Raw genomic sequence first — 16,775 nt, 5'->3', positions numbered from 1 at the left:
GGACCTAGCGGGTCGGGGTGAGCGGTACCGCCGCGCCCGCGCCCGGTGCGTACACCGTGACGTTCGTCGGGATCGCCTTCATGATGTCGATCTGTGCGCACGCCGGGCAGACGTCGTAGCCGCGTTGCCGTTCCCGGTTGGCCTGCGCTTGAGCCTGTGCCTGCGTCGCCCTCGCCTGGGACTCGCTGACCTGGGCGTAGGCGGCCTGGGCGTTGTCGACCGCCTGCTGCACCGGCTGCGGCAGCGTCACCTTGGCGAGGATGAACTTGATGTCGACGAGGAAGTCGGCGCCGAGGTTGCGGCGCAGGTCGTCGCGTACCGAGCCGGTGATCGCGTTCTGCACCTTGGCGATGTTCGCGTTGTTCGGCTGACCGGACACCGGCGGGGGTGACGCCGCACCGACCTGGTTCTGTACCAGCGCGCAGCTGGACACCAGTTCCACGCAGCGCGTGCTGTTGACCTGTTCGCGGATGGCGTTGTCGATGACCGGGCGCACGATCTGGTCGAGGAAGCTGGACCAGCCGATGTCGCCGTCCCACGCGTGGCGGAACTCCCCGTCGGCGCCGCGGAACGTCCTGGTGCCGAACTTGCTGTCGAAGTCCCGCAACGTGCGGTGGTCGAGGTTGAGCGTGAAGTAGAACGTGCCCTCCATGCCCATGTTCACCCCGTCACTGGACGGCACGGTCACCACGTCGACCCCGGCGCGCTCGCCGTTGTGCGTGTCGCCGCTCGCGGCGATGGTGTAGAAGCGTTGCTGCGCGGGATACCGGTGCGAGGTCGACCAGAAGCCGGTCCACGTCAGTGACGATCCCGGGTCGATGATCTGCCGGATCTGGTTGTCGTCGAACAGACCGCCGTTGCGCACCACGGCCACCTCGCCCGCGTCGGTCTTCATGTAGCCGCCGACCCAGCCGATGAACGCGGGCAGTGCGACCGCGAACGCGGTGGCGGACACCAGGATCGTACGCAAGCGGGACATGACGAGGATGGTCCGTGCGACGACTACCGCCGGGCAGTGGAGGGTTCCGTTGAAGGTCAGGCCAGATAGCGGTACAGCGCCTGCGCTGCCACGGCTGGTTTCTCGCTGCCTTCCAACCCCATCGTGAAGTCGACGGTCAGTTGGACGCTGTTCTCGTCGAGCCGGGTGGCCTCCGCGATGTGCGCGGTGAGCCTGATCCTGCCGTCCACCGGGACCGGGGTGGGGAAGCGGAGCTTGTTGAGGCCGTAGTTCACGCCCATCCCGATGTCCTCGATCACCAGCATCTCGGTCCACAGTGGAATGATCAGTGCCAGCGTCAGGTAGCCGTGTGCGATGGTGCCGCCGAAAGGGCCTTCCGCGGCGCGCGACGGGTCGGTGTGGATCCACTGGTGGTCGCCCGTCGCGGCGGCGAACAGGTTCACCTGCTCCTGTGTCACCTCGTGCCACTCGGTCGGGCCGAGCGTCGTGCCCGCCAGTCCGCCCAGCTCCGCGATTCCCCGCACCTTCACGTGTTCTCCCCGAAGTCCTCGCGCAGTGTGCTCTTGCGCAGCTTGCCCGACGCCGTGCGCGGCAGTGTGTCCGCGAACACCACCGACCTCGGGATCTTGTACCTGGCTATCTGCCCGTCGAGGAACGTCAGCAACTCCTCGGGTGTGACTTTCTCCTTCGCCACCACGATCGCGCGGCCCACCTCGCCCCACCGCTCGTCCGCGACGCCGATCACCGCGCAGTCCGTGACGGCGGGGTGCCGGTGCAGCACGTCCTCCACCTCGGCCGGGTAGATGTTCTCGCCGCCGGAGATGATCACGTCCTTGATCCGGTCACGGATGTAGAGGAACCCCTCCTCGTCGGCGACCGCGACGTCACCGGTGCGCAGCCAGCCGTCCGGCGACAGCACCGCGGCCGTCTCGTCCGGCTTGCCCCAGTAACCCGTCATCACGTTGGGACCCCGCAGGATCACCTCGCCCGGCTCGCCAGGGCGCACGTCCTCGCCGTCCGCGTCGACGATCCGGACGTCGGTGAAGAAGCACGGCGTGCCCGCCGACCCGACCCGGTCGCTCTCCGCCGCACGCAGGAACAACGCGCTCGGCGACGACTCCGTCAGCCCGTAGCCCTGCAGGAACACCATGCCGCGTTCCTGGTACGTCGTGGTCACCCGGCCAGGCACCGGTGCGCCGCCGCAGATCATCGTGCGGACCGAGGACAGGTCCGCGTCCCGCCACTCCGGCGTGGCCGCGACCGCCTGGAACATCGCAGGCACGCCGAACAGGTACGTGACGCGGTGGTGCGCGATCGTGGCCAGCGTGCGAACCGGGTCGAACGAGTCCAGGACTACCCTGCCGCCCTTGAGAAGTGTTGGCAGCACTGTCTGGTTGAGCGCGGCCACGTGGAACATCGGCGCGTTCACCAGCGTCACCTCGTCGCCCGCGAGGTCGACGTCGATCAGCAGGTTCACCGTGTTCCAGTGGATGTTGGCGTGCGAGAGCGCCGCGCCCTTCGGCCGGCCCGTGGTGCCGGAGGTGTACATGACCAGCGCGACGTCGTCCTCGTCCACCGGCTCGTCGACCGGCGTGGTGGGTGCCTCGGCCAGGAGCCGCTCGTAGGTCTCCCTGTCGAGCACGCGCGGCACCTGGAGCGCCGCGGCCCGTTCCGCGTGGCTCGGGGCGTGCACGAGCACCTTCGTGCCGCTGTCCGCGAGGATGTACGCCAGTTCCGGTGGCGCCAGGCGGGTGTTGAGCGGCACGAAGATCCCGCCGATCATCCCGGTGCCGAACAGGGTCTCCAGGAACGCGGGCTCGTTCGGGCCGAGGTAGGCGATCCGGTCACCGCCGCCCACACCCAGCGCGGTCAGCGCGTGCGCCACGCGGGTCGCCCGCTCGTGCAGCATCCGGTAGGTCAGCGTCTCGTTGCCGTGCACGACCGCGACGCGGTCGGGCGACATCCTGGCCCTGCGGGCGGTCCACGAGCCGATGCCGTTGTTACGCAACGGTTCCGCCCAGCTTGAACAGGCGCGCCGCGTTGTCCCTGAGGATCAGTGGGCGCACCTCCGGCTTCAGGTCCAGCCTCGCGAAGTCCGCGAGCCAGCGGTCCGGTTTGATGACGGGGAAGTCCGAGCCGAACAGCACCTTGTCCTTCAGCAACGTGTTGGCGTACTGGACCAGCTGTGGGGGGAAGTACCTGGGTGACCAGCCGGAGAGGTCGATGTGCACCAGCGGTTTGTGCGTCGCCACGGCCAGAGCCTCGTCCTGCCAGGGGAAGGAGGGGTGCGCGAGGATGATCGGCAGGTCCGGGAAGCTCGCCGCCACGTCGTCCACGGCCATCGGGTCGGCGTACTTGAGCCGGATCCCGCCGCCACCGCGTAGCCCGGCGCCGATACCGGTCTGTCCACTGTGGAACAACGCGATCACGCCGTGCTCGGACATCAGCTCGTACAGCGGGAACACGAACGGGTTGTTGGGGTGGAACGCCTGCAGGCTCGGGTGGAACTTGAAACCGCGCACGCCGTACCGCTCGATCAGCGTCCGTGCCTGTTTGACCGCCGCCTTGCCACGCCACGGGTCCACGCTGCCGAACGGGATCAGCACGTCCGTGTGCTCCGCGCACGCCTCGGCGATCTCCTCGCTGGAGATGGCCGGGTGGCCCGTCGCGGTCTGCGCGTCGACGGTGAACACCACGGCCGCCATCCGCCGTTCCCGGTAGTACGCGGCGATCTCCGGCACGGTCGAGGTGCGTTCGTCGGTCTTGAAGTACTTCGCGGAGCCGCTCATCAGCTCCTCCGGCAGCGACAGACGGCCATATGCGTCGGCCTCGACGTGGACGTGCACGTCGATCGCGGTCAGCTCCTCGACGTTCATGCCGGCGGCACCGGCATTCGCAGGCCGACCGACCTCGGGTTGCCGCCGTGTGTCGTCGCCCAGGTCGCGGCGATGGCGTCCGCGCTCCACCCACCGTCTCGATAGGACACGGTGACCTCCTCCGGATGTGCCCACAGGGAAAGCCTGTCGCCGCCGATGCCGATCGCCTGCCCGGTCACGGCCGCCGACTCGGCCGACGCCAGGTACACCACGAGCCCGGCCGCGTCCTCCGGTGTACCGAAGCCCTCGGCCGCACGCAGCCAGTCGGGTAGCGGTGTTCGGTCCTTCTGCCACGCCTCGACGTGCTCTGCGAACGCGGGCATGGTCGCGGTCATGGCGGTGGCGGCGACCGGGATCACCGCGTTCACCGTGATGCCCGCCCGTGCGCACTCCATCGACCACGTACGGGCCATGGCGACTATGCCTGCCTTGGCCGCGGAGTAGTTGGTCTGGCCGACGTTGCCGCGTTGCCCGGCAGGCGAGCCGACGACGACGATCCGTCCGCCCTCGCCCTGGTCACGCAGGTGGCGCACGGCCGAGCGCACGCAGGTGAACGTGCCGCGCAGGTGCACGTCGACCACGGTGTCGAACTCGTCGTCGGACATCCGCCACAGCATACGGTCCCGCAGCACGCCCGCGTTGGTGACGAGTGCGTCGAGCCTGCCGTACTCCGCGACGGCCCGCTCGACCAGCCGGTCCGCGACGGCCGACGGGCCGACCGCACCCGGCTCGGCGACGGCCTTCCCGCCGCTGCCCGCGATCTGGGCGACGGCACCCGCTGCGGCACCCGCGTCGGCGTCGTTCACCACGACGGCCGCACCGGCCGCGGCGAGTGCCGACGCGTACGCGAAGCCGAGTCCTCGGCCTGCCCCGGTGACGATCGCGACCCGTCCGGTCAGATCCACCGTCTCTCCTCTCAGCGGGCCAGGTCGAACGGCCTGGGGTAGGGCGCGGGCCGGTAGGCGAGGTAGGCGTGCGTGGCGTCCGGGTCGAGCCGTCGTGCCGCGGCGTTCAACGCGTTCGGGCCTGTGTCGGGCCAGAACCCGGTGTTCGCCCGGTGCTGGACCGCCTCCAGTGCCGCGAGCATCTCCCCGGCCGTGAACGAACAGTGGCCGCCTCGGCGCACGAAGGCCTGACGCAGCAACGGGTCCCGACCCGACCTGTGCACCGCGTCGGCGTACGCGTGCTCGGCCTGCACCGGCACGAGCGCGTCGCCGGTCGTGTGGATGGTCAGCAGCGGGGTCTCCGGCCTGCCGGTGAACGTCAGGTTCTGGACCACGTACCCCACGGCGGCCGGGTCGGCCGAGAGTCGGGGTGCGTGTGCGAGCGTCGCGAGGTCGGCGGCGAGGGACAGGCCCGCGCGGGCGTAGAGCACCTCGACCTCGGTGCGGACCGACGAGCGGGCGAGCATGCCCGTGTAGTCGACGCCGGTGTTCCAGGACGGGTTGCCGCCCGCCCACGTCTCGGCCTCCTGCCGCCAGGACAGTCCGACGTAGACGGTGCCGATCAGCGACTGGTACTGGTTGCGTTGGGCGGTGTCGTAGTCGTCCGGTGCCGGTTCCGGCAGCGACGGGTCGGTCCAGGCCGGGATGTTGTGCAGTGCGGCGGCGAGTGCCGTGCGGGCACGGCCCTGCGGCGTGGCCTGGGCCGCGGTGAGCGCCGCGCTCAGCTCGCCGACCGACCCGAGAGCCGTGGCCTGGTCGGGAAGATCGACCAGCGGCGCGGTCGAACCCGGTGCCAGCAGGGTCCTCACCGCGAACACCGGGTCGAGCGTGTTGTTCCAGTTGGCGACGCCGCCCTGTTCCAGGCCGCACATGGCGAGCGCGCCCGCGAACCGGCGGCCGTGCCGTTCGGCGAGGCCGGTCGTGATCATGCCGCCGAGCGACGTGCCCCAGGCGATCGCCTGCCGAGGGCTGCCGAAGCGGCGGACGAACTCGTCCAGTGTGGACATCTGGTCGGGCAGCGCCTTCTCCAGTGCCCACCCGGTCTCCGCGTAGGAGGAGCCGATCAGGGCGTAGCCGTGGTCGAGCAGCGTCGACCTCGTCGCGTCGCTCGGCGCGTTCTGGGCCACGTTCGGCACGCCGTCCGGGGCGTAGCCGTGGCTGTACAGCAGAACCGTGTGGTTCCAGTCCGCGGGCACGTCCATGACGTAGGCCGCGCCACTGGGCAGCTGTCCCTCCACATGGGACGGTTCAGCCGCGGTCGGGGTGAGCAGGCCGGCCACGAGGGTGACCGCGAGCAGGGTTTTCACGATCGCTCCCTTCGCCGGAGTGCGGGCACGATGCCACGCGGTAGGAACAGGACGACGAGCACGAGCAGCAGTCCGTAGACCCCGTAGGCCAGGACGGTCGGTGCGGAGGAGGGCATACCCGGTCGGGTGCCGACGTCGTTGAGCACCTGGACGAGCAGCGTGATGGCGACAGCGCCGACCACACCGCCCGCGATCGTGCCGAGCCCGCCGACGACCGCCATCACGACGTACTCGACCGACAGCAGCACCGGGAACGACCCCGGGCCCAGGTAGCCCAGGTAGTAGGCGTAGATCCCGCCCGCGAGACCCGCGAACGCGGCCGACAGGGCGAACACGGCGAGCCGGTACCGGCCTACGGGCACACCACTCGCGGCGGCCGCGACCTCGCTGGTCGCGAGTGCGCGCAGTCCCCGCCCCGGCCGCGACCGCACCAGGTTGTGGGCGACGAGCAGGACGAGCGCGAGCGCGGCCCACGTGAGGTAGGCGTACTGGACGTCGTCCTCGAACTCGTACGAGCCGATCGAGAAGCGGGGGATGCCCTGCAGGCCGATGGCGCCGCCCGCCCACGCGGACTGCGAGAGCACGGAGAGCAGGATGAGCTGCGTGGCGAGCGTGGCGAACGCGAGGTAGTGGCCCCGCAGCCGCAGCACACCCACGCCCACGACGGTCGCGAACGCGCCCGCGACCACCGGCGCGGCGACCAGGCCGAGGACCGGCGGCGTGTCGTGCACGGCGAGAAGCCCGGCGGTGTAGGCGCCGATCGCGTAGAACGACGCCTGTCCGAGCGAGATCTGCCCGGCCTGCCCCATGAGCAGCGACAGACCGACGGTGACCATGGCGGCGAGCCCGGCGAGGACGTAGATGCCGAGCTGTTCGCCGTCGAGGAACACCGGCAGCACAAGGGTGCCCACCCCGGCGAGCACCAGGAGTGCCGATCTCATGCGGGTTCCTCCTGTCCCGCCGGGTTGCGGACCGCACGCCAGATCATCACGGCGAGCATGAGACCGAGCGCGATGTCGGTCTGGTGCGCGGCGTTGCCGTAGCCCGCGACCAGTGCCTGCGTCACACCGAGCAGGAGACCGCCTGCGAGGGTGACGGCCGGGCGGGTCAGGCCCCCGAGGATGGCGGCGGCGAAGCCGTTGACGATCAGCGTGACGTCCGCGTCGAACGTGACCTGCTGCACCGGCGTCACGAGGACCCCGGCGAGACCGCCGAGCGCGCCGCCGATGGCGAACGCCAGCAGGCCCATCCGCCGCACGTCGAGGCCGATCACCCGTGCCGCGTAGGGGTTCGACGCGCAGGCGGTCAGCGCCTTGCCGGTGTCCGTGCGGGAGAAGAACGCCGCCATGCCCGCGAACACCGGCAGCGTCACGCCGATGATCAGCAGGTAGTGGGTCTGCACCCGGGTGCCCAGGATGGACACCGCCCCCGGCAGCCCCGCGAACGACCTCGGCTGGTCACCCCACACCAGCACCTCGACCGCGTAGGCGAAGACCGCGAGCCCGAGCGTCACGATCAGCGCCGCCTGCGGGGTCGTGCCGGTCGCGACGAGCCCGACCAGCAACCCCACCACCGCCGCGACGAGCACCGCCGCGGGCTCCCCGAGTCCGTGCGGCAGGACGGTGAGGAACGAGGACGCGCACATGGCGCCGACGACCGCGAACGCCCCCTGCGCGAAGTTGACCACCCGCGTCACCCGGTACACGGCCACGAGCCCGCTGCCGACGAGCGCGTACCCGCAGCCCGTGCCCAGCCCGGTGACGAGGTAGCCGGCGAGGTCACTCGGCATCGGCGACCACCCCACCCAGGTACGCGGCGGAAACCCGTGCGTCGGCGGCGAGTTCCCCCGAGGGGCCGGTTGCGACGATGCGGCCCGCCTCCAGGACATACGCGCGGGAGCACAGGTCGAGCGCCAGCCGCGCGTTCTGCTCGATGAGCAGGACCGCCAGCCCGCGCCGCGCGTTCAGCTCCCGGAGGTGCTCGACCAGGTCGGCCACCACGAGTGGCGCGAGGCCCAGCGACAGCTCGTCGACGGCGAGCACGTCGGGGCGGCTCATCAGTGCCCTGCCGACCGCGACCATCTGCTGCTCGCCGCCGGACAGCGTGCCGGCCCGCCGGTGCCTGAGGTCGGCGAGCCGGGGGAGGACGGCGTGCACGGGTGCGGTGTCGCGCTCCCGGTAGCGCCGGCCGCCGAGGCGCAGGTTGTCCTCGACGGTGAGGTCGCCGAACAGCTGCCTGCCCTCGGGGACGTGCGCGAGCCGACCGTGCACCGAGACGGAACCCTCCGCAGGCCTGAGGATGCCCGAGAGCGTGTTGACCAGCGTGGACTTGCCGGCGCCGTTGGGGCCGACGAGCGCGACCAGCTCGCCGGCGTCGACCCGCAGGCTGACGTGGTCCAGCGCGGTGGCGGGCCCGTAGCGCACGACGAGGTCGCTCGCCTCGATCACCGGGGTCATGCGGGGACCTCCGTACCGAGGTAGGCGGCCACGACCTTCTCGTCGGCGCGGATCTCGGCGGGGGTGCCCTCCGCGATGACCCGGCCGAGGTCCAGCACGGTGACCCGGTCGGCGAGGCGGGTCACGAACGCCACGTCGTGCTCGACCAGCAGCATCGTGAGGCCCTCCGCCCTGAGTTCGGCGATCAGGTTCACCAGGGCCTCGCGTTCCGCCGCGCGCAGGCCGGACGCGGGCTCGTCGAGCAGCAGGAGCCTCGGGTTCCCGCACAGGGCCCTGGCCACCTGGACCACCCGCTGCTGCCCGAGCGGCAGTGCCTCGGCAGGCCGGTCCGCCCAGTCCGAGAGCCCCGTCCTGGCCAGGCATTCCCGCGCCGTCGGCGCTATGGCCCGCTCGTCGGCGCGGTGGCGGCCGAGGCGGGTCACGGCCGAGAAGAACCCCGCACGGGTGTCGGCGTGCGCGCCGACCATCACGTTCTCCAGCACGGTCATGCCCGCGAACACCCGTGCGCCCTGGAACACCACGGCGATCCCCGTGCGGGCCCGGCGGTGGGCAGGGAGGCGGTCGATGCGGTCGCCGTCGTAGACGACCGTGCCCGCGTCCGCGCGGAGCTGCCCGCCGATGAGGCCGAACAGCGTCGACTTCCCGGCGCCGTTGGGCCCGATGACGGCCCGCAGCTCGCCGGGCGCGACGGCCAGATCGACCTCACGCACGGCGAAGACCCCGTCGAACGAACGGCACAGCCCGGCCACCTCGAGCAGCGTCGAACCGCTCGCTGTGCTCATCCGGCCAGCTCGGCCAGCTGCTCGCTGGTCCAGTCGGTCGGCTCGAACCTGCCCTGGGTGACGGTGGTGACCGCGATGAACTCGGGGCCGAGCCCGGCGTGGTCGTCCTTGCCGTAGGTGTACTCGCCGTTGGGCGTGACCAGCGTCAGGCTCTCCAGGGCGTCGCGGATCTTGTCCGGGTCGGTGCTTCCCGCCTTCTCGATGGCCGCGACCAGCAGCTTCACCCCGCTGTAGCCGTCCTGCGCGAACTGTGGCGGCGGGTAGCCGTACTTCTTCTCGAACGACGTGGTCAGCTCCTGGATGGCGTCCTTCTGTTTGCCCGCCGGGAGGTCCGGGCCGACCACGCCGATCGAGCCGGCCACCGTCACGCCCTCGGCGGCGGGGCCGACTGGGTCCAGGAACAGCTTGCTGGCCTGCGCACCCGTGAGCACCAGCGGAAGGTCGAGCCCCGCGGACGCGTACTGCTTGGTCAGCGCCACCGCCGGCGCGCCGGTCGCCCACACCACCAGGGCTTTCGCACCGGAGGACCGCACGTGTCCGAACACCGCGCCGAACTCGGTCGCGTCGGTCTGGAACTCCTCCGACGCCGCGATCGTCACGCCGTACTTCGACGCCTTGTCCTTCATGCCGTTGAAGCCGGCGACCGCGTACGAGCTGCGCGTGTCGTGCGCGACGGCCACAGTGGACACTCCGGTTGCCTCGAGGTACTGCAGGATCCGCTCGGCGTAGAGCGACGCCAGGGCCGGCACCACGAACACGTACCGGTGCGGGGGTTGCACCTGCTCGTCGGCCGGAGTCAGTGACAGGTAAGGGATTTCCGCGCGGTCGACGGCCGGGATCGTGGCCAGCGCGGAGTTCGAGAACGGCGACCCGATGACCGCCGTGACGTCGTCGCCGCGCAGGTCGTTGAACGCCAGCACCGACTGGTCCGGCTGGCTCTTGTCGTCCTTGACCACGACCTCGAGCTTGCGGCCGAGCACCCCGCCGTCACGGTTGACCTTCTCGACGGCGAGCTCCACCGACTTCTTGTTCTCACTGCCGAGCGGGGAGTAGTTGCCGGTCAGCGACACGATCTGGCCGACGCGGACGGGGTCGGCCGACGTCGCGGAATCGTCACCACAACCCGCCGCGACAAGGGAAAGAGCTGCAAGGGACATAGCGAGTCGACGCACCGTACCTCCTCGTACGTGCTGCCAGGCCGCACCCAAAGTTAGGCGTCATGCTTGCAGCCGTCAAGAAACTGCCTAACATCATCCCCGTGACGGAAGACCCCCGGCCGCGGTCGCTGATGCTCTCGTTCCTGGGCGACTACCTGTTCGAGACAGGTCAGTGCGTGTTCTCGGGCAGCGTGATCGACGTGCTCGGCAGGCTCGGCGTGTCCGAACACGCCACCCGCTCCACCCTCGCCCGGATGGTCAACCGCGGCCTGCTGCTGCGGCAGCGGCAGGGCCGCCGCATGTACTTCGGCCTGACCCCGCTGACGGCCAGGATCCTCCGCGACGGCCACACCCGCGTCTGGCGCACGGGCGCCGTCAACGACGACTGGGACGGCACGTGGACACTGCTGGGTTTCTCGCTGCCGGAGGCGTGGCAGCGTCAGCGGCACGACCTGCGTTCGAAGCTCGCGTGGGCAGGCTTCGGTCCGCTGCAGGGCGGGCTGTGGATCGCCCCGGGCCACGTCCGGGTCGACGAGCTGGTGGCGTCGCTGGGGCTGGAGACCCACGTCCGGATCTTCCGCGCCGCGGTCGACGAGCTGACCGACGTGGGCCAGCTCGTCGCGGACGCGTACGACCTGGACACGCTGGCTGCCGGGTACCGGGCGTTCCTCGACCGCTGGACCGACTCCCCGCCGTTCCCCGACGACCCGCTGGCCGCGCACCTGTCGATCGTCACGGAGTGGCTCCGCGTCATCCGCAGGGACCCGCGCCTCCCGGTCCGCCACCTGCCGGAGTACTGGCCCGCGATCCCGGCGCAGAAGGCGTTCCACGACATCGAGGGGAAACTCGTCCGCCCTGCCGCGGCCCTCGCCGCCGAGCTGCTCGACACCGTGCCGATGGACGAGCCTTCCGCGCGGGAGAGCTAGCGTCGCCTCCGTTCGAGGGCGGTCACTGGTGGGGCTCGGCCTAGGGCTTGCGGCCGACGCCGCCGACGATGCAGCGTGCCGCGTCGCTGAGCGGGGTCAGGCGCGGGCCGTCCTGCCACCACTCGTCGCACACGGCGAGGCCGGGATCGGCCTGGGCGTTGGGCTTGATCAGCTCCAGCCCGTCGAGCATGCCCATGATCTCGTCGCGGGTGCGGAACCGGCCGGCACCCATCGGCCCGTTCACCAGGACGTTCTCGATCTTCCTGGCGATGGCGGACAGCTCGGGGGTCTGCGGGTCGAAGAAGTGCGAGAACACCACGTAGCTGCCGGACGGGAGCGCGTCGACGTACTCCCGCATGATCTCCGGCGCGTGGTCGCCCTCGACGTGGTGCATCGTGCCGACCTGCAGCAAGACCATCGGGCGCGTGAAGTCGAGGTTCGCTCGGACGACGTCGTTCTCCAGCACCGTGGCAGGCTGGAAGATGTCCGCGCCGACCATGCGGACGCGGAAGTTGTCCTCCAGCAGCGCCCTGCCGTGCGCGAGCACCACGGGGTCGTTGTCGACGTAGACCACGCGGGCCTCGTCGTTGAACCGCTGGACGATCTGGTGGGTGTTCTCCGCGGTCGGCAGGCCGGACCCGCAGTCGAGGAACTGGTCGATCCGCGTCTGTACGAGGAAGCGGCAGGCGCGGTTGAGGAAACCCCGGTTGCCCCTGGCGATGTCTACCGCCTCCGGCACCGCGTCGCTGATCTTCGTCATGACCTGGCGATCGACCTCGTACAGGTCCTTGCCACCGAGGAAACCGCCGTACACGCGTGCGATGCTCGGGCGGTTCGGGTCCACGCCGACCGGCACCTGGCTCGGCGACGTCGGTCCTGCGGTCATCGGCGGATCCTCACACGTGGTTCGACAAGATCGAGAGGCTAGCGCACGCGGTCACCCGGTCGGACTAGGCCGGTGAGCTGCTGAGGACCTTCACGGTGTCGAGCAACCACGTCCCGTTCTGGTTGACGAGCGTGTAGTGGTGCCGCTCCCTGATCCGGTGGCCGTCCTTGTAGTCGTACAGGACCGTGACCTCGACGGCGTTGGCGCCGACCTGCGACACCTCGGACACCTGGACCGAGGCTATCTCGCCCCAGAACTGCTGGTAGTAGCTCCTGCTGCGGGCAGGCGAGACCTGGAACTTCGCCGAGAGACGTGTCCAGGCGGTGTCCAGGTCGCCCGGCATGAGTGCGTAGTAGTCGGTGACCGCGGCCGTGGGCGTGGCTGCCTGCGGGCCGCCACCCGCGGGCGGCTGGGGCTGCTCCTGTTGTTGCCCTGGCGGGTTCGTGGTGGTCGTCGTGGTGGTCGTCGTCGGGGTGTCGGCGTCCGACGACGGCGTGCCCGCCGGAGCCGCGGAGGACTCCGAGGCGGTGTGCCGCGCGGGCTGGTCGCCTGCCTTCGCCTGGTCGTCGGGGCGCAGGAACATGGTGACCAGCGCGGCGATCACGGCCACCGCCGCGAGCCCCGCACCGATCGCGATGCGCCTGCGTGTGGTCGGCGACGTCCCGGTGGCGGGCTGCGCCGGCGCGGCGGGCGGGGGAGGCGTCATGAGCGGCTCGCGCTCGGCGACGGGCTCGGCGAGGGGTTCGGGGCTCGGCTCCTCGGCGGCCTTCGGGGGCTCGGCGGGAGCCTCGGGTGCCTCCGCCACCACAGGTGCCGCCGCTGCCGGGGCAGGCTTCTTCTCGGACGCCGTCGCCGCGGTGGCCAGGGTCCTGCCCGCCTCCGCCATGGTGGGGCGGTCGTCGGGATCGGTGCTGAGCAGCCACATCAGGGTGACCGTGAGCGGCCCGGCGTGGACCGGCTTGTTGATCTCGCCGTTGGCCACGCGGTAGAGCAGCCCCATCGGGTTGGCGCTCTCGCCGGAGGGCGGGCTGCCCTCGACCACCGCGTAGATGGTGGCGCCCAACGAGTACACGTCCGACGCGAACGACGCCTGCCCGCCCTTCGCGACCTCGGGCGCCAGGTAGGCGGGGGTGCCGGCGAACATGCCGGTCATCGTCGCGGTCAGGTCCTCGACGACGCGGGAGACGCCGAAGTCGGTGATCTTCACCGCGCCGTCCTCGCCGACGAGGATGTTGGCCGGCTTGACGTCCCGGTGCACCACGCCGGACTCGTGTGCGGCGGCCAGCGCGTCGGCGGCCTCGGCGCCGATCCTGGCCGCCTCGGTGACCGACAGCGTGCCAAGGGTGTCCAGGCTCTTCGACGGGAAGTGCTCCATGATCAGGTACGGCCGGCCGCCGTCCTCGACCACGTCGAACACGGTGATGAGCTGGGGATGTTGCAGCCGGGCGGCGATGCGGCCCTCCCGCATCGTGCGGCGGACCAGCTCCTCGTTCTGTTCACCGGTCAGACCACCAGGCACGTCAACCTGTTTCACGGCGACCGTGCGGCGCAACCGTTCGTCGAACGCACGCCACACGGTGCCCATGCCACCGCTGCCCAGCCGCTCTCGCAACCGGTACCTGCCCGCGATGATCCGTTCCTCGCTCATTGGCCCCCGTTTCGCCGCTCCACCCTAGGAATAGCACGCGAGCGGGGGACCACCCTCACCCGCGTGGTGCGGGGACCGTCGGCACCGCTTCCGAAGGGTCCAGGCCCAGCATGTCGAGCAGTTCCGCGCAGTCGCGGGCGTCGGTGGCCGCGGAGGCGACGGCGACGACCGCACGCCGCCGCTGGTCCCCGCTGAGGTCGAAGTTGGTGAGTTGGTAGTCGACTTCCTTGGTGGGCATTGTCGAACGCTCCCCTCGAACGTGGACGCAGTCGGCTACCCGGCCGACCGCCGTTCGAAACTACTTGAAGAGCAGGGCGTTTCGCCTCGCCCATTCGCCGAAACTCACCGCCGAACGGCCCAGTGTCCGTGGCACGTCGTCGCTCACGCGCTGCTCGGCGGGCAGTGGCGAGCCGAGGATGTCGAGTGTCGCGTCCACGACCGGTGCCGGCATGAAGCGCAGCATCCCCTCCCTCGCCTGCCCGGCGGTCAGCTCCACGAATCGCACGGGCTCGCCGATCGCGTCGCCGATCGCGTCCGCCTGCGCACGTGGTGAGACCGCCTCGGGACCGGTGAGCACGTAGGTCTGCCCGGCATGTCCGTCCTCGCGGAGCGTGGCGGCGGCCACCGCTGCGATGTCGGCAGGGTCGACGGTCGGCAGCGCGACGTCCGCGAAGGGCGCCGCCACCGTGCGTGCCGTCCTGACCTGTTCCGCCCACCGCAGTGCGTTGGTGTGGAAGCCGCCCGCCCGCAGGATCGTCGCGTCGAGCCGCGCGACCGCCTGTTCCGTCGCCGGTGCGTGCCTGCCGGTGCCCACCCCCTGCGACGACAGCAGCACGACGCGCCGGACCCCGCTCTCCGCGATGACGTCCACGACCTTCTCCGGGTCGCCCGCCGCGAGGAACTCGCCCGAGGTGAGGAGGAAGACGGCGGACGCGCCGGTGAGGACGGGGACGAGGCTCGCCGGGTCGGTCAGGTCGGCGCGGACGTGCCGCGCACCCTCGGGGGCGGTGTCGATCCGCCGCGACACCGCCGTGACGTCCGACCCGGCGTCGAGTAGTGCCTGTACGAGTGGACGGCCGACGTTCCCGGTCGCCCCGGTCACCACGATCATGTGCTGCTCGCTCTCTGTCCGATGAAGTCGCGGCGACGTTACTATCGAGCGGATAGTAGGTACCTAGAGGAAAGTAATGGGTTCACGCCATGAAGGTGACCGGGACCACTCCCGAGCAGGCCTGCCCGATCGCGCCGGTGGTGGACATCGTGTTCAGCCGCTGGACGACGCCGATCCTGTGGGCGCTCAGTGAGTACGGCCGCCAGCGCTTCGTCGAGCTGGCCGGGCGCATCTCGACGATCACGCCGAAGGTCCTGACACAGCGCCTGCGTCAGCTGGAACGGGACGGGCTGGTGGTCCGGACCTACCACGCCGAGGTGCCGCCGCGTGTCGAGTACGAGATCAGCGAGCTTGGCCGCAGCCTCGGACCGCTGTTCGCGAGCCTGTCGGCGTGGTCGGTGAACCTGCCCGCGGTCGAGGCGGCGCGGGAGGAGTACGACGCGCGCCGGTAACTGGCGCCCGGATGCTATGTACCACATAATAACTGCGTGGTGAGTGAGGCGGTGGCCGCAGTCCGGGCGTGGACCCGGCTCGACCAGGCGATCTCCGGGTTCAACCGGGCCCTGGAGCGCGAGCACGGAGTGACCGGCGCCCAGCTGGCCGTACTGCGGCTCGTCCGGGAGTGGGGACCCGCCGTCGGGCTGGCGGACCTGCGGGAGCGGCTCGTCATGCACCCGGCCACGCTCGGGCAGATGCTCGACCGGCTCGCGGCTCGCGGCCTGGTCACGCTCGTCCCCGACCCGGCGGACCGGCGACGTCGCGTGGTCGAGCTGACCGGGGACGGCCACACGCTCACGGAGAACGCGCCGCTCGCCGGTCCGGTCCGGCTGCGCCACACCGGCGCCGACCCCGAGCGCCTACGTCGTCTGGCGGATGCCTTCGACGACGCCATCCAGTTGTTCGGACTCGAGGAGTACAGCCATGACCGACTTGCGGAGCCTGCCGAACATCGGCCCGGCACTGGCGGCGGACCTCGACGCGGTGGGCGTCACGGACGTCGAGACCCTGCGGGAGGTGGGAGCGGAGGAGGCGGCGCGCAGGCTGGCTGAGGTGGGCAGGCGCGACTGCGTCCACGCCACCCGCGCACTGCACGGCGCGCTCGCGGGCGTCCGCTGGACCACGCGGTGAGCCGGCCCGGCGACGCCGTGCTCGGCGTGGACAACGTGCTCTTCGCCGTCGGCGACCTCGACACGGCCGTCGACTTCTACACCGGCCTCGGGTTGCCGCTCGTGTTCCGCCACGGCGAGATCGCGTTGTTCCGGCTCGGCGCCGAGGCACCCGGCCTGCTCGTGCGCAGTGAGTCGGAGCCAGGTGGCGGCCGCGTCTGGCTCGAGGTCCCCGACGCGAGACGACTGTCCACTGCGGACGAGCCGTTCCGCGTCGCCACCGGCTGGACGGTGGAGGTGGCCGACCCGTGGGGGAACGTGGTCGGGTTCACCGACTACACCTCGATGCCGGAACGCGGGCGTCCCGCCTGAGGTTCTCCGTCACGTCCTGCCGGATCGAGTGTCCGAAAAGGACGGCAGTACCGCGTGGGCAAAGTGCCGATGGCAACTTCTCGCCCGACCGGCGCGGAAATCCGTAGTCCTCTTCCTGTCGTCGCGGCATTCCAGTGCCTGGGTGTCAAGTTTTCGCCGCCCGTCGCCCGCGGATTGTCCTCCAAAAGCGTGGCGTTTCCCGCCGGATCTCCTTTTTCTGGTCGATCCGGTGGAAGCTGCATGCGG

The 16,775-nt window shown here is 70.8% G+C and carries 19 protein-coding genes and 1 pseudogene; 5 read left to right on the top strand and 15 right to left on the bottom strand.

Features of this window, described 5'->3' with window-relative positions; translation table 11 throughout:
• Window positions 1-4 precede the first annotated feature (4 nt).
• The 11 genes from CLV71_RS10605 to CLV71_RS10555 are packed head-to-tail and all read right to left on the bottom strand — an operon-like array spanning window position 5 to window position 10,495.
• Window positions 5-979 (bottom strand): SPFH domain-containing protein, encoded by a 975-nt coding sequence (locus CLV71_RS10605; RefSeq protein ID WP_133902458.1) that lies wholly within the window; start codon window positions 977-979, stop codon window positions 5-7.
• A gap of 56 nt (window positions 980-1,035) precedes the next feature.
• A complete protein-coding gene (locus tag CLV71_RS10600; protein ID WP_133902457.1) occupies window positions 1,036-1,488 on the bottom strand; it encodes a MaoC family dehydratase in 453 nt (150 codons plus the stop codon).
• Window positions 1,485-2,966 (bottom strand): acyl-CoA synthetase, encoded by a 1,482-nt coding sequence (locus tag CLV71_RS10595; protein WP_133902456.1) that lies wholly within the window; start codon window positions 2,964-2,966, stop codon window positions 1,485-1,487. The genes CLV71_RS10600 and CLV71_RS10595 overlap by 4 nt, the downstream gene beginning before the upstream one ends.
• Entirely contained in the window at window positions 2,959-3,834 is an 876-nt protein-coding gene (locus CLV71_RS10590; RefSeq protein WP_133902455.1) for an amidohydrolase family protein, read from the bottom strand. The genes CLV71_RS10595 and CLV71_RS10590 overlap by 8 nt, the downstream gene beginning before the upstream one ends.
• A complete protein-coding gene (locus CLV71_RS10585) occupies window positions 3,831-4,739 on the bottom strand; it encodes an SDR family oxidoreductase (RefSeq protein WP_133902454.1) in 909 nt (302 codons plus the stop codon). Before CLV71_RS10585 ends, CLV71_RS10590 begins: the two co-directional genes overlap by 4 nt.
• 11 nt (window positions 4,740-4,750) lie before the next feature.
• A complete protein-coding gene (locus tag CLV71_RS10580) occupies window positions 4,751-6,085 on the bottom strand; it encodes an alpha/beta hydrolase family protein (protein WP_208297494.1) in 1,335 nt (444 codons plus the stop codon).
• Window positions 6,082-7,026: a branched-chain amino acid ABC transporter permease gene (locus tag CLV71_RS10575; protein ID WP_133902453.1), complete on the bottom strand. Its 945-nt coding sequence runs from the start codon at window positions 7,024-7,026 to the stop codon at window positions 6,082-6,084. The genes CLV71_RS10580 and CLV71_RS10575 overlap by 4 nt, the downstream gene beginning before the upstream one ends.
• Window positions 7,023-7,874 (bottom strand): branched-chain amino acid ABC transporter permease, encoded by an 852-nt coding sequence (locus CLV71_RS10570; protein WP_133902452.1) that lies wholly within the window; start codon window positions 7,872-7,874, stop codon window positions 7,023-7,025. The genes CLV71_RS10575 and CLV71_RS10570 overlap by 4 nt, the downstream gene beginning before the upstream one ends.
• Window positions 7,864-8,541, bottom strand: coding sequence for an ABC transporter ATP-binding protein (locus CLV71_RS10565; RefSeq protein WP_133902451.1), 678 nt, complete (start codon window positions 8,539-8,541; stop codon window positions 7,864-7,866). The genes CLV71_RS10570 and CLV71_RS10565 overlap by 11 nt, the downstream gene beginning before the upstream one ends.
• Window positions 8,538-9,323: an ABC transporter ATP-binding protein gene (locus tag CLV71_RS10560; protein WP_133902450.1), complete on the bottom strand. Its 786-nt coding sequence runs from the start codon at window positions 9,321-9,323 to the stop codon at window positions 8,538-8,540. The genes CLV71_RS10565 and CLV71_RS10560 overlap by 4 nt, the downstream gene beginning before the upstream one ends.
• Window positions 9,320-10,495: an ABC transporter substrate-binding protein gene (locus CLV71_RS10555; RefSeq protein WP_208297493.1), complete on the bottom strand. Its 1,176-nt coding sequence runs from the start codon at window positions 10,493-10,495 to the stop codon at window positions 9,320-9,322. Before CLV71_RS10555 ends, CLV71_RS10560 begins: the two co-directional genes overlap by 4 nt.
• Before the next feature lie 86 nt (window positions 10,496-10,581).
• Between CLV71_RS10555 and CLV71_RS10550 the strand changes: the two genes are divergently transcribed.
• On the top strand, window positions 10,582-11,406 hold the full coding sequence (locus CLV71_RS10550) for a PaaX family transcriptional regulator (protein ID WP_243866339.1): 825 nt from the start codon (window positions 10,582-10,584) through the stop codon (window positions 11,404-11,406).
• A gap of 40 nt (window positions 11,407-11,446) precedes the next feature.
• Here the strand turns inward: CLV71_RS10550 and CLV71_RS10545 are convergent, their stop codons facing one another.
• From CLV71_RS10545 to CLV71_RS10530, 4 genes are all read right to left on the bottom strand, one after another.
• A complete protein-coding gene (locus tag CLV71_RS10545) occupies window positions 11,447-12,292 on the bottom strand; it encodes an SAM-dependent methyltransferase (RefSeq protein ID WP_166664029.1) in 846 nt (281 codons plus the stop codon).
• A 64-nt stretch (window positions 12,293-12,356) separates the two neighbouring features.
• On the bottom strand, window positions 12,357-13,940 hold the full coding sequence (locus CLV71_RS10540; RefSeq protein WP_133902448.1) for a serine/threonine-protein kinase: 1,584 nt from the start codon (window positions 13,938-13,940) through the stop codon (window positions 12,357-12,359).
• A 55-nt stretch (window positions 13,941-13,995) separates the two neighbouring features.
• Window positions 13,996-14,178: a hypothetical protein gene (locus CLV71_RS10535; RefSeq protein ID WP_133902447.1), complete on the bottom strand. Its 183-nt coding sequence runs from the start codon at window positions 14,176-14,178 to the stop codon at window positions 13,996-13,998.
• A 60-nt stretch (window positions 14,179-14,238) separates the two neighbouring features.
• Complete coding sequence (locus tag CLV71_RS10530; protein WP_133902446.1) at window positions 14,239-15,051, bottom strand: SDR family oxidoreductase; 813 nt, start codon at window positions 15,049-15,051, stop codon at window positions 14,239-14,241.
• Between the two features lie 89 nt (window positions 15,052-15,140).
• Here CLV71_RS10530 and CLV71_RS10525 point away from each other — a divergent pair, with 89 nt between their 5' ends.
• The 4 genes and pseudogenes from CLV71_RS10525 (at window position 15,141) to CLV71_RS10510 (ending at window position 16,529) form a co-directional block, all read left to right on the top strand.
• Complete coding sequence (locus tag CLV71_RS10525; RefSeq protein ID WP_208297492.1) at window positions 15,141-15,503, top strand: winged helix-turn-helix transcriptional regulator; 363 nt, start codon at window positions 15,141-15,143, stop codon at window positions 15,501-15,503.
• Between the two features lie 36 nt (window positions 15,504-15,539).
• Window positions 15,540-15,821 (top strand): annotated as a pseudogene (locus CLV71_RS49220) (MarR family winged helix-turn-helix transcriptional regulator); the annotation flags it as partial.
• A 103-nt stretch (window positions 15,822-15,924) separates the two neighbouring features.
• Window positions 15,925-16,179 carry a TfoX/Sxy family DNA transformation protein gene (locus CLV71_RS49215; RefSeq protein WP_341771507.1) on the top strand — a complete coding sequence of 85 codons (255 nt, stop codon included), beginning with the start codon at window positions 15,925-15,927 and terminating at the stop codon, window positions 16,177-16,179.
• Entirely contained in the window at window positions 16,176-16,529 is a 354-nt protein-coding gene (locus CLV71_RS10510; protein WP_133902443.1) for a VOC family protein, read from the top strand. The genes CLV71_RS49215 and CLV71_RS10510 overlap by 4 nt, the downstream gene beginning before the upstream one ends.
• The last annotated feature ends 246 nt before the right edge of the window (window positions 16,530-16,775 follow it).

This window comes from Actinophytocola oryzae, assembly GCF_004364325.1.
GTDB classification, from domain to species: Bacteria; Actinomycetota; Actinomycetes; order Mycobacteriales; family Pseudonocardiaceae; genus Actinophytocola; species Actinophytocola oryzae.
Note: the sequence above shows the minus strand (reverse complement) of the source record. Positions and strands in the feature narration are given on the sequence as shown.

What these genes read in the sequence shown, in the direction of transcription:
- CLV71_RS10560 (WP_133902450.1), bottom strand. Translation starts at nt 9,323, where the DNA reads ATGAGCACAGCGAGCGGTTCGACGCTGCTCGAGGTGGCCGGGCTGTGC.
- CLV71_RS10525 (WP_208297492.1), top strand. Translation starts at nt 15,141, where the DNA reads ATGAAGGTGACCGGGACCACTCCCGAGCAGGCCTGCCCGATCGCGCCG.
- CLV71_RS10575 (WP_133902453.1), bottom strand. Translation starts at nt 7,026, where the DNA reads ATGAGATCGGCACTCCTGGTGCTCGCCGGGGTGGGCACCCTTGTGCTG.
- CLV71_RS10535 (WP_133902447.1), bottom strand. Translation starts at nt 14,178, where the DNA reads ATGCCCACCAAGGAAGTCGACTACCAACTCACCAACTTCGACCTCAGC.
- CLV71_RS10605 (WP_133902458.1), bottom strand. Translation starts at nt 979, where the DNA reads ATGTCCCGCTTGCGTACGATCCTGGTGTCCGCCACCGCGTTCGCGGTC.
- CLV71_RS10570 (WP_133902452.1), bottom strand. Translation starts at nt 7,874, where the DNA reads ATGCCGAGTGACCTCGCCGGCTACCTCGTCACCGGGCTGGGCACGGGC.
- CLV71_RS49215 (WP_341771507.1), top strand. Translation starts at nt 15,925, where the DNA reads ATGCCTTCGACGACGCCATCCAGTTGTTCGGACTCGAGGAGTACAGCC.
- CLV71_RS10590 (WP_133902455.1), bottom strand. Translation starts at nt 3,834, where the DNA reads ATGAACGTCGAGGAGCTGACCGCGATCGACGTGCACGTCCACGTCGAG.
- CLV71_RS10540 (WP_133902448.1), bottom strand. Translation starts at nt 13,940, where the DNA reads ATGAGCGAGGAACGGATCATCGCGGGCAGGTACCGGTTGCGAGAGCGG.
- CLV71_RS10565 (WP_133902451.1), bottom strand. Translation starts at nt 8,541, where the DNA reads ATGACCCCGGTGATCGAGGCGAGCGACCTCGTCGTGCGCTACGGGCCC.
- CLV71_RS10530 (WP_133902446.1), bottom strand. Translation starts at nt 15,051, where the DNA reads ATGATCGTGGTGACCGGGGCGACCGGGAACGTCGGCCGTCCACTCGTA.
- CLV71_RS10545 (WP_166664029.1), bottom strand. Translation starts at nt 12,292, where the DNA reads ATGACCGCAGGACCGACGTCGCCGAGCCAGGTGCCGGTCGGCGTGGAC.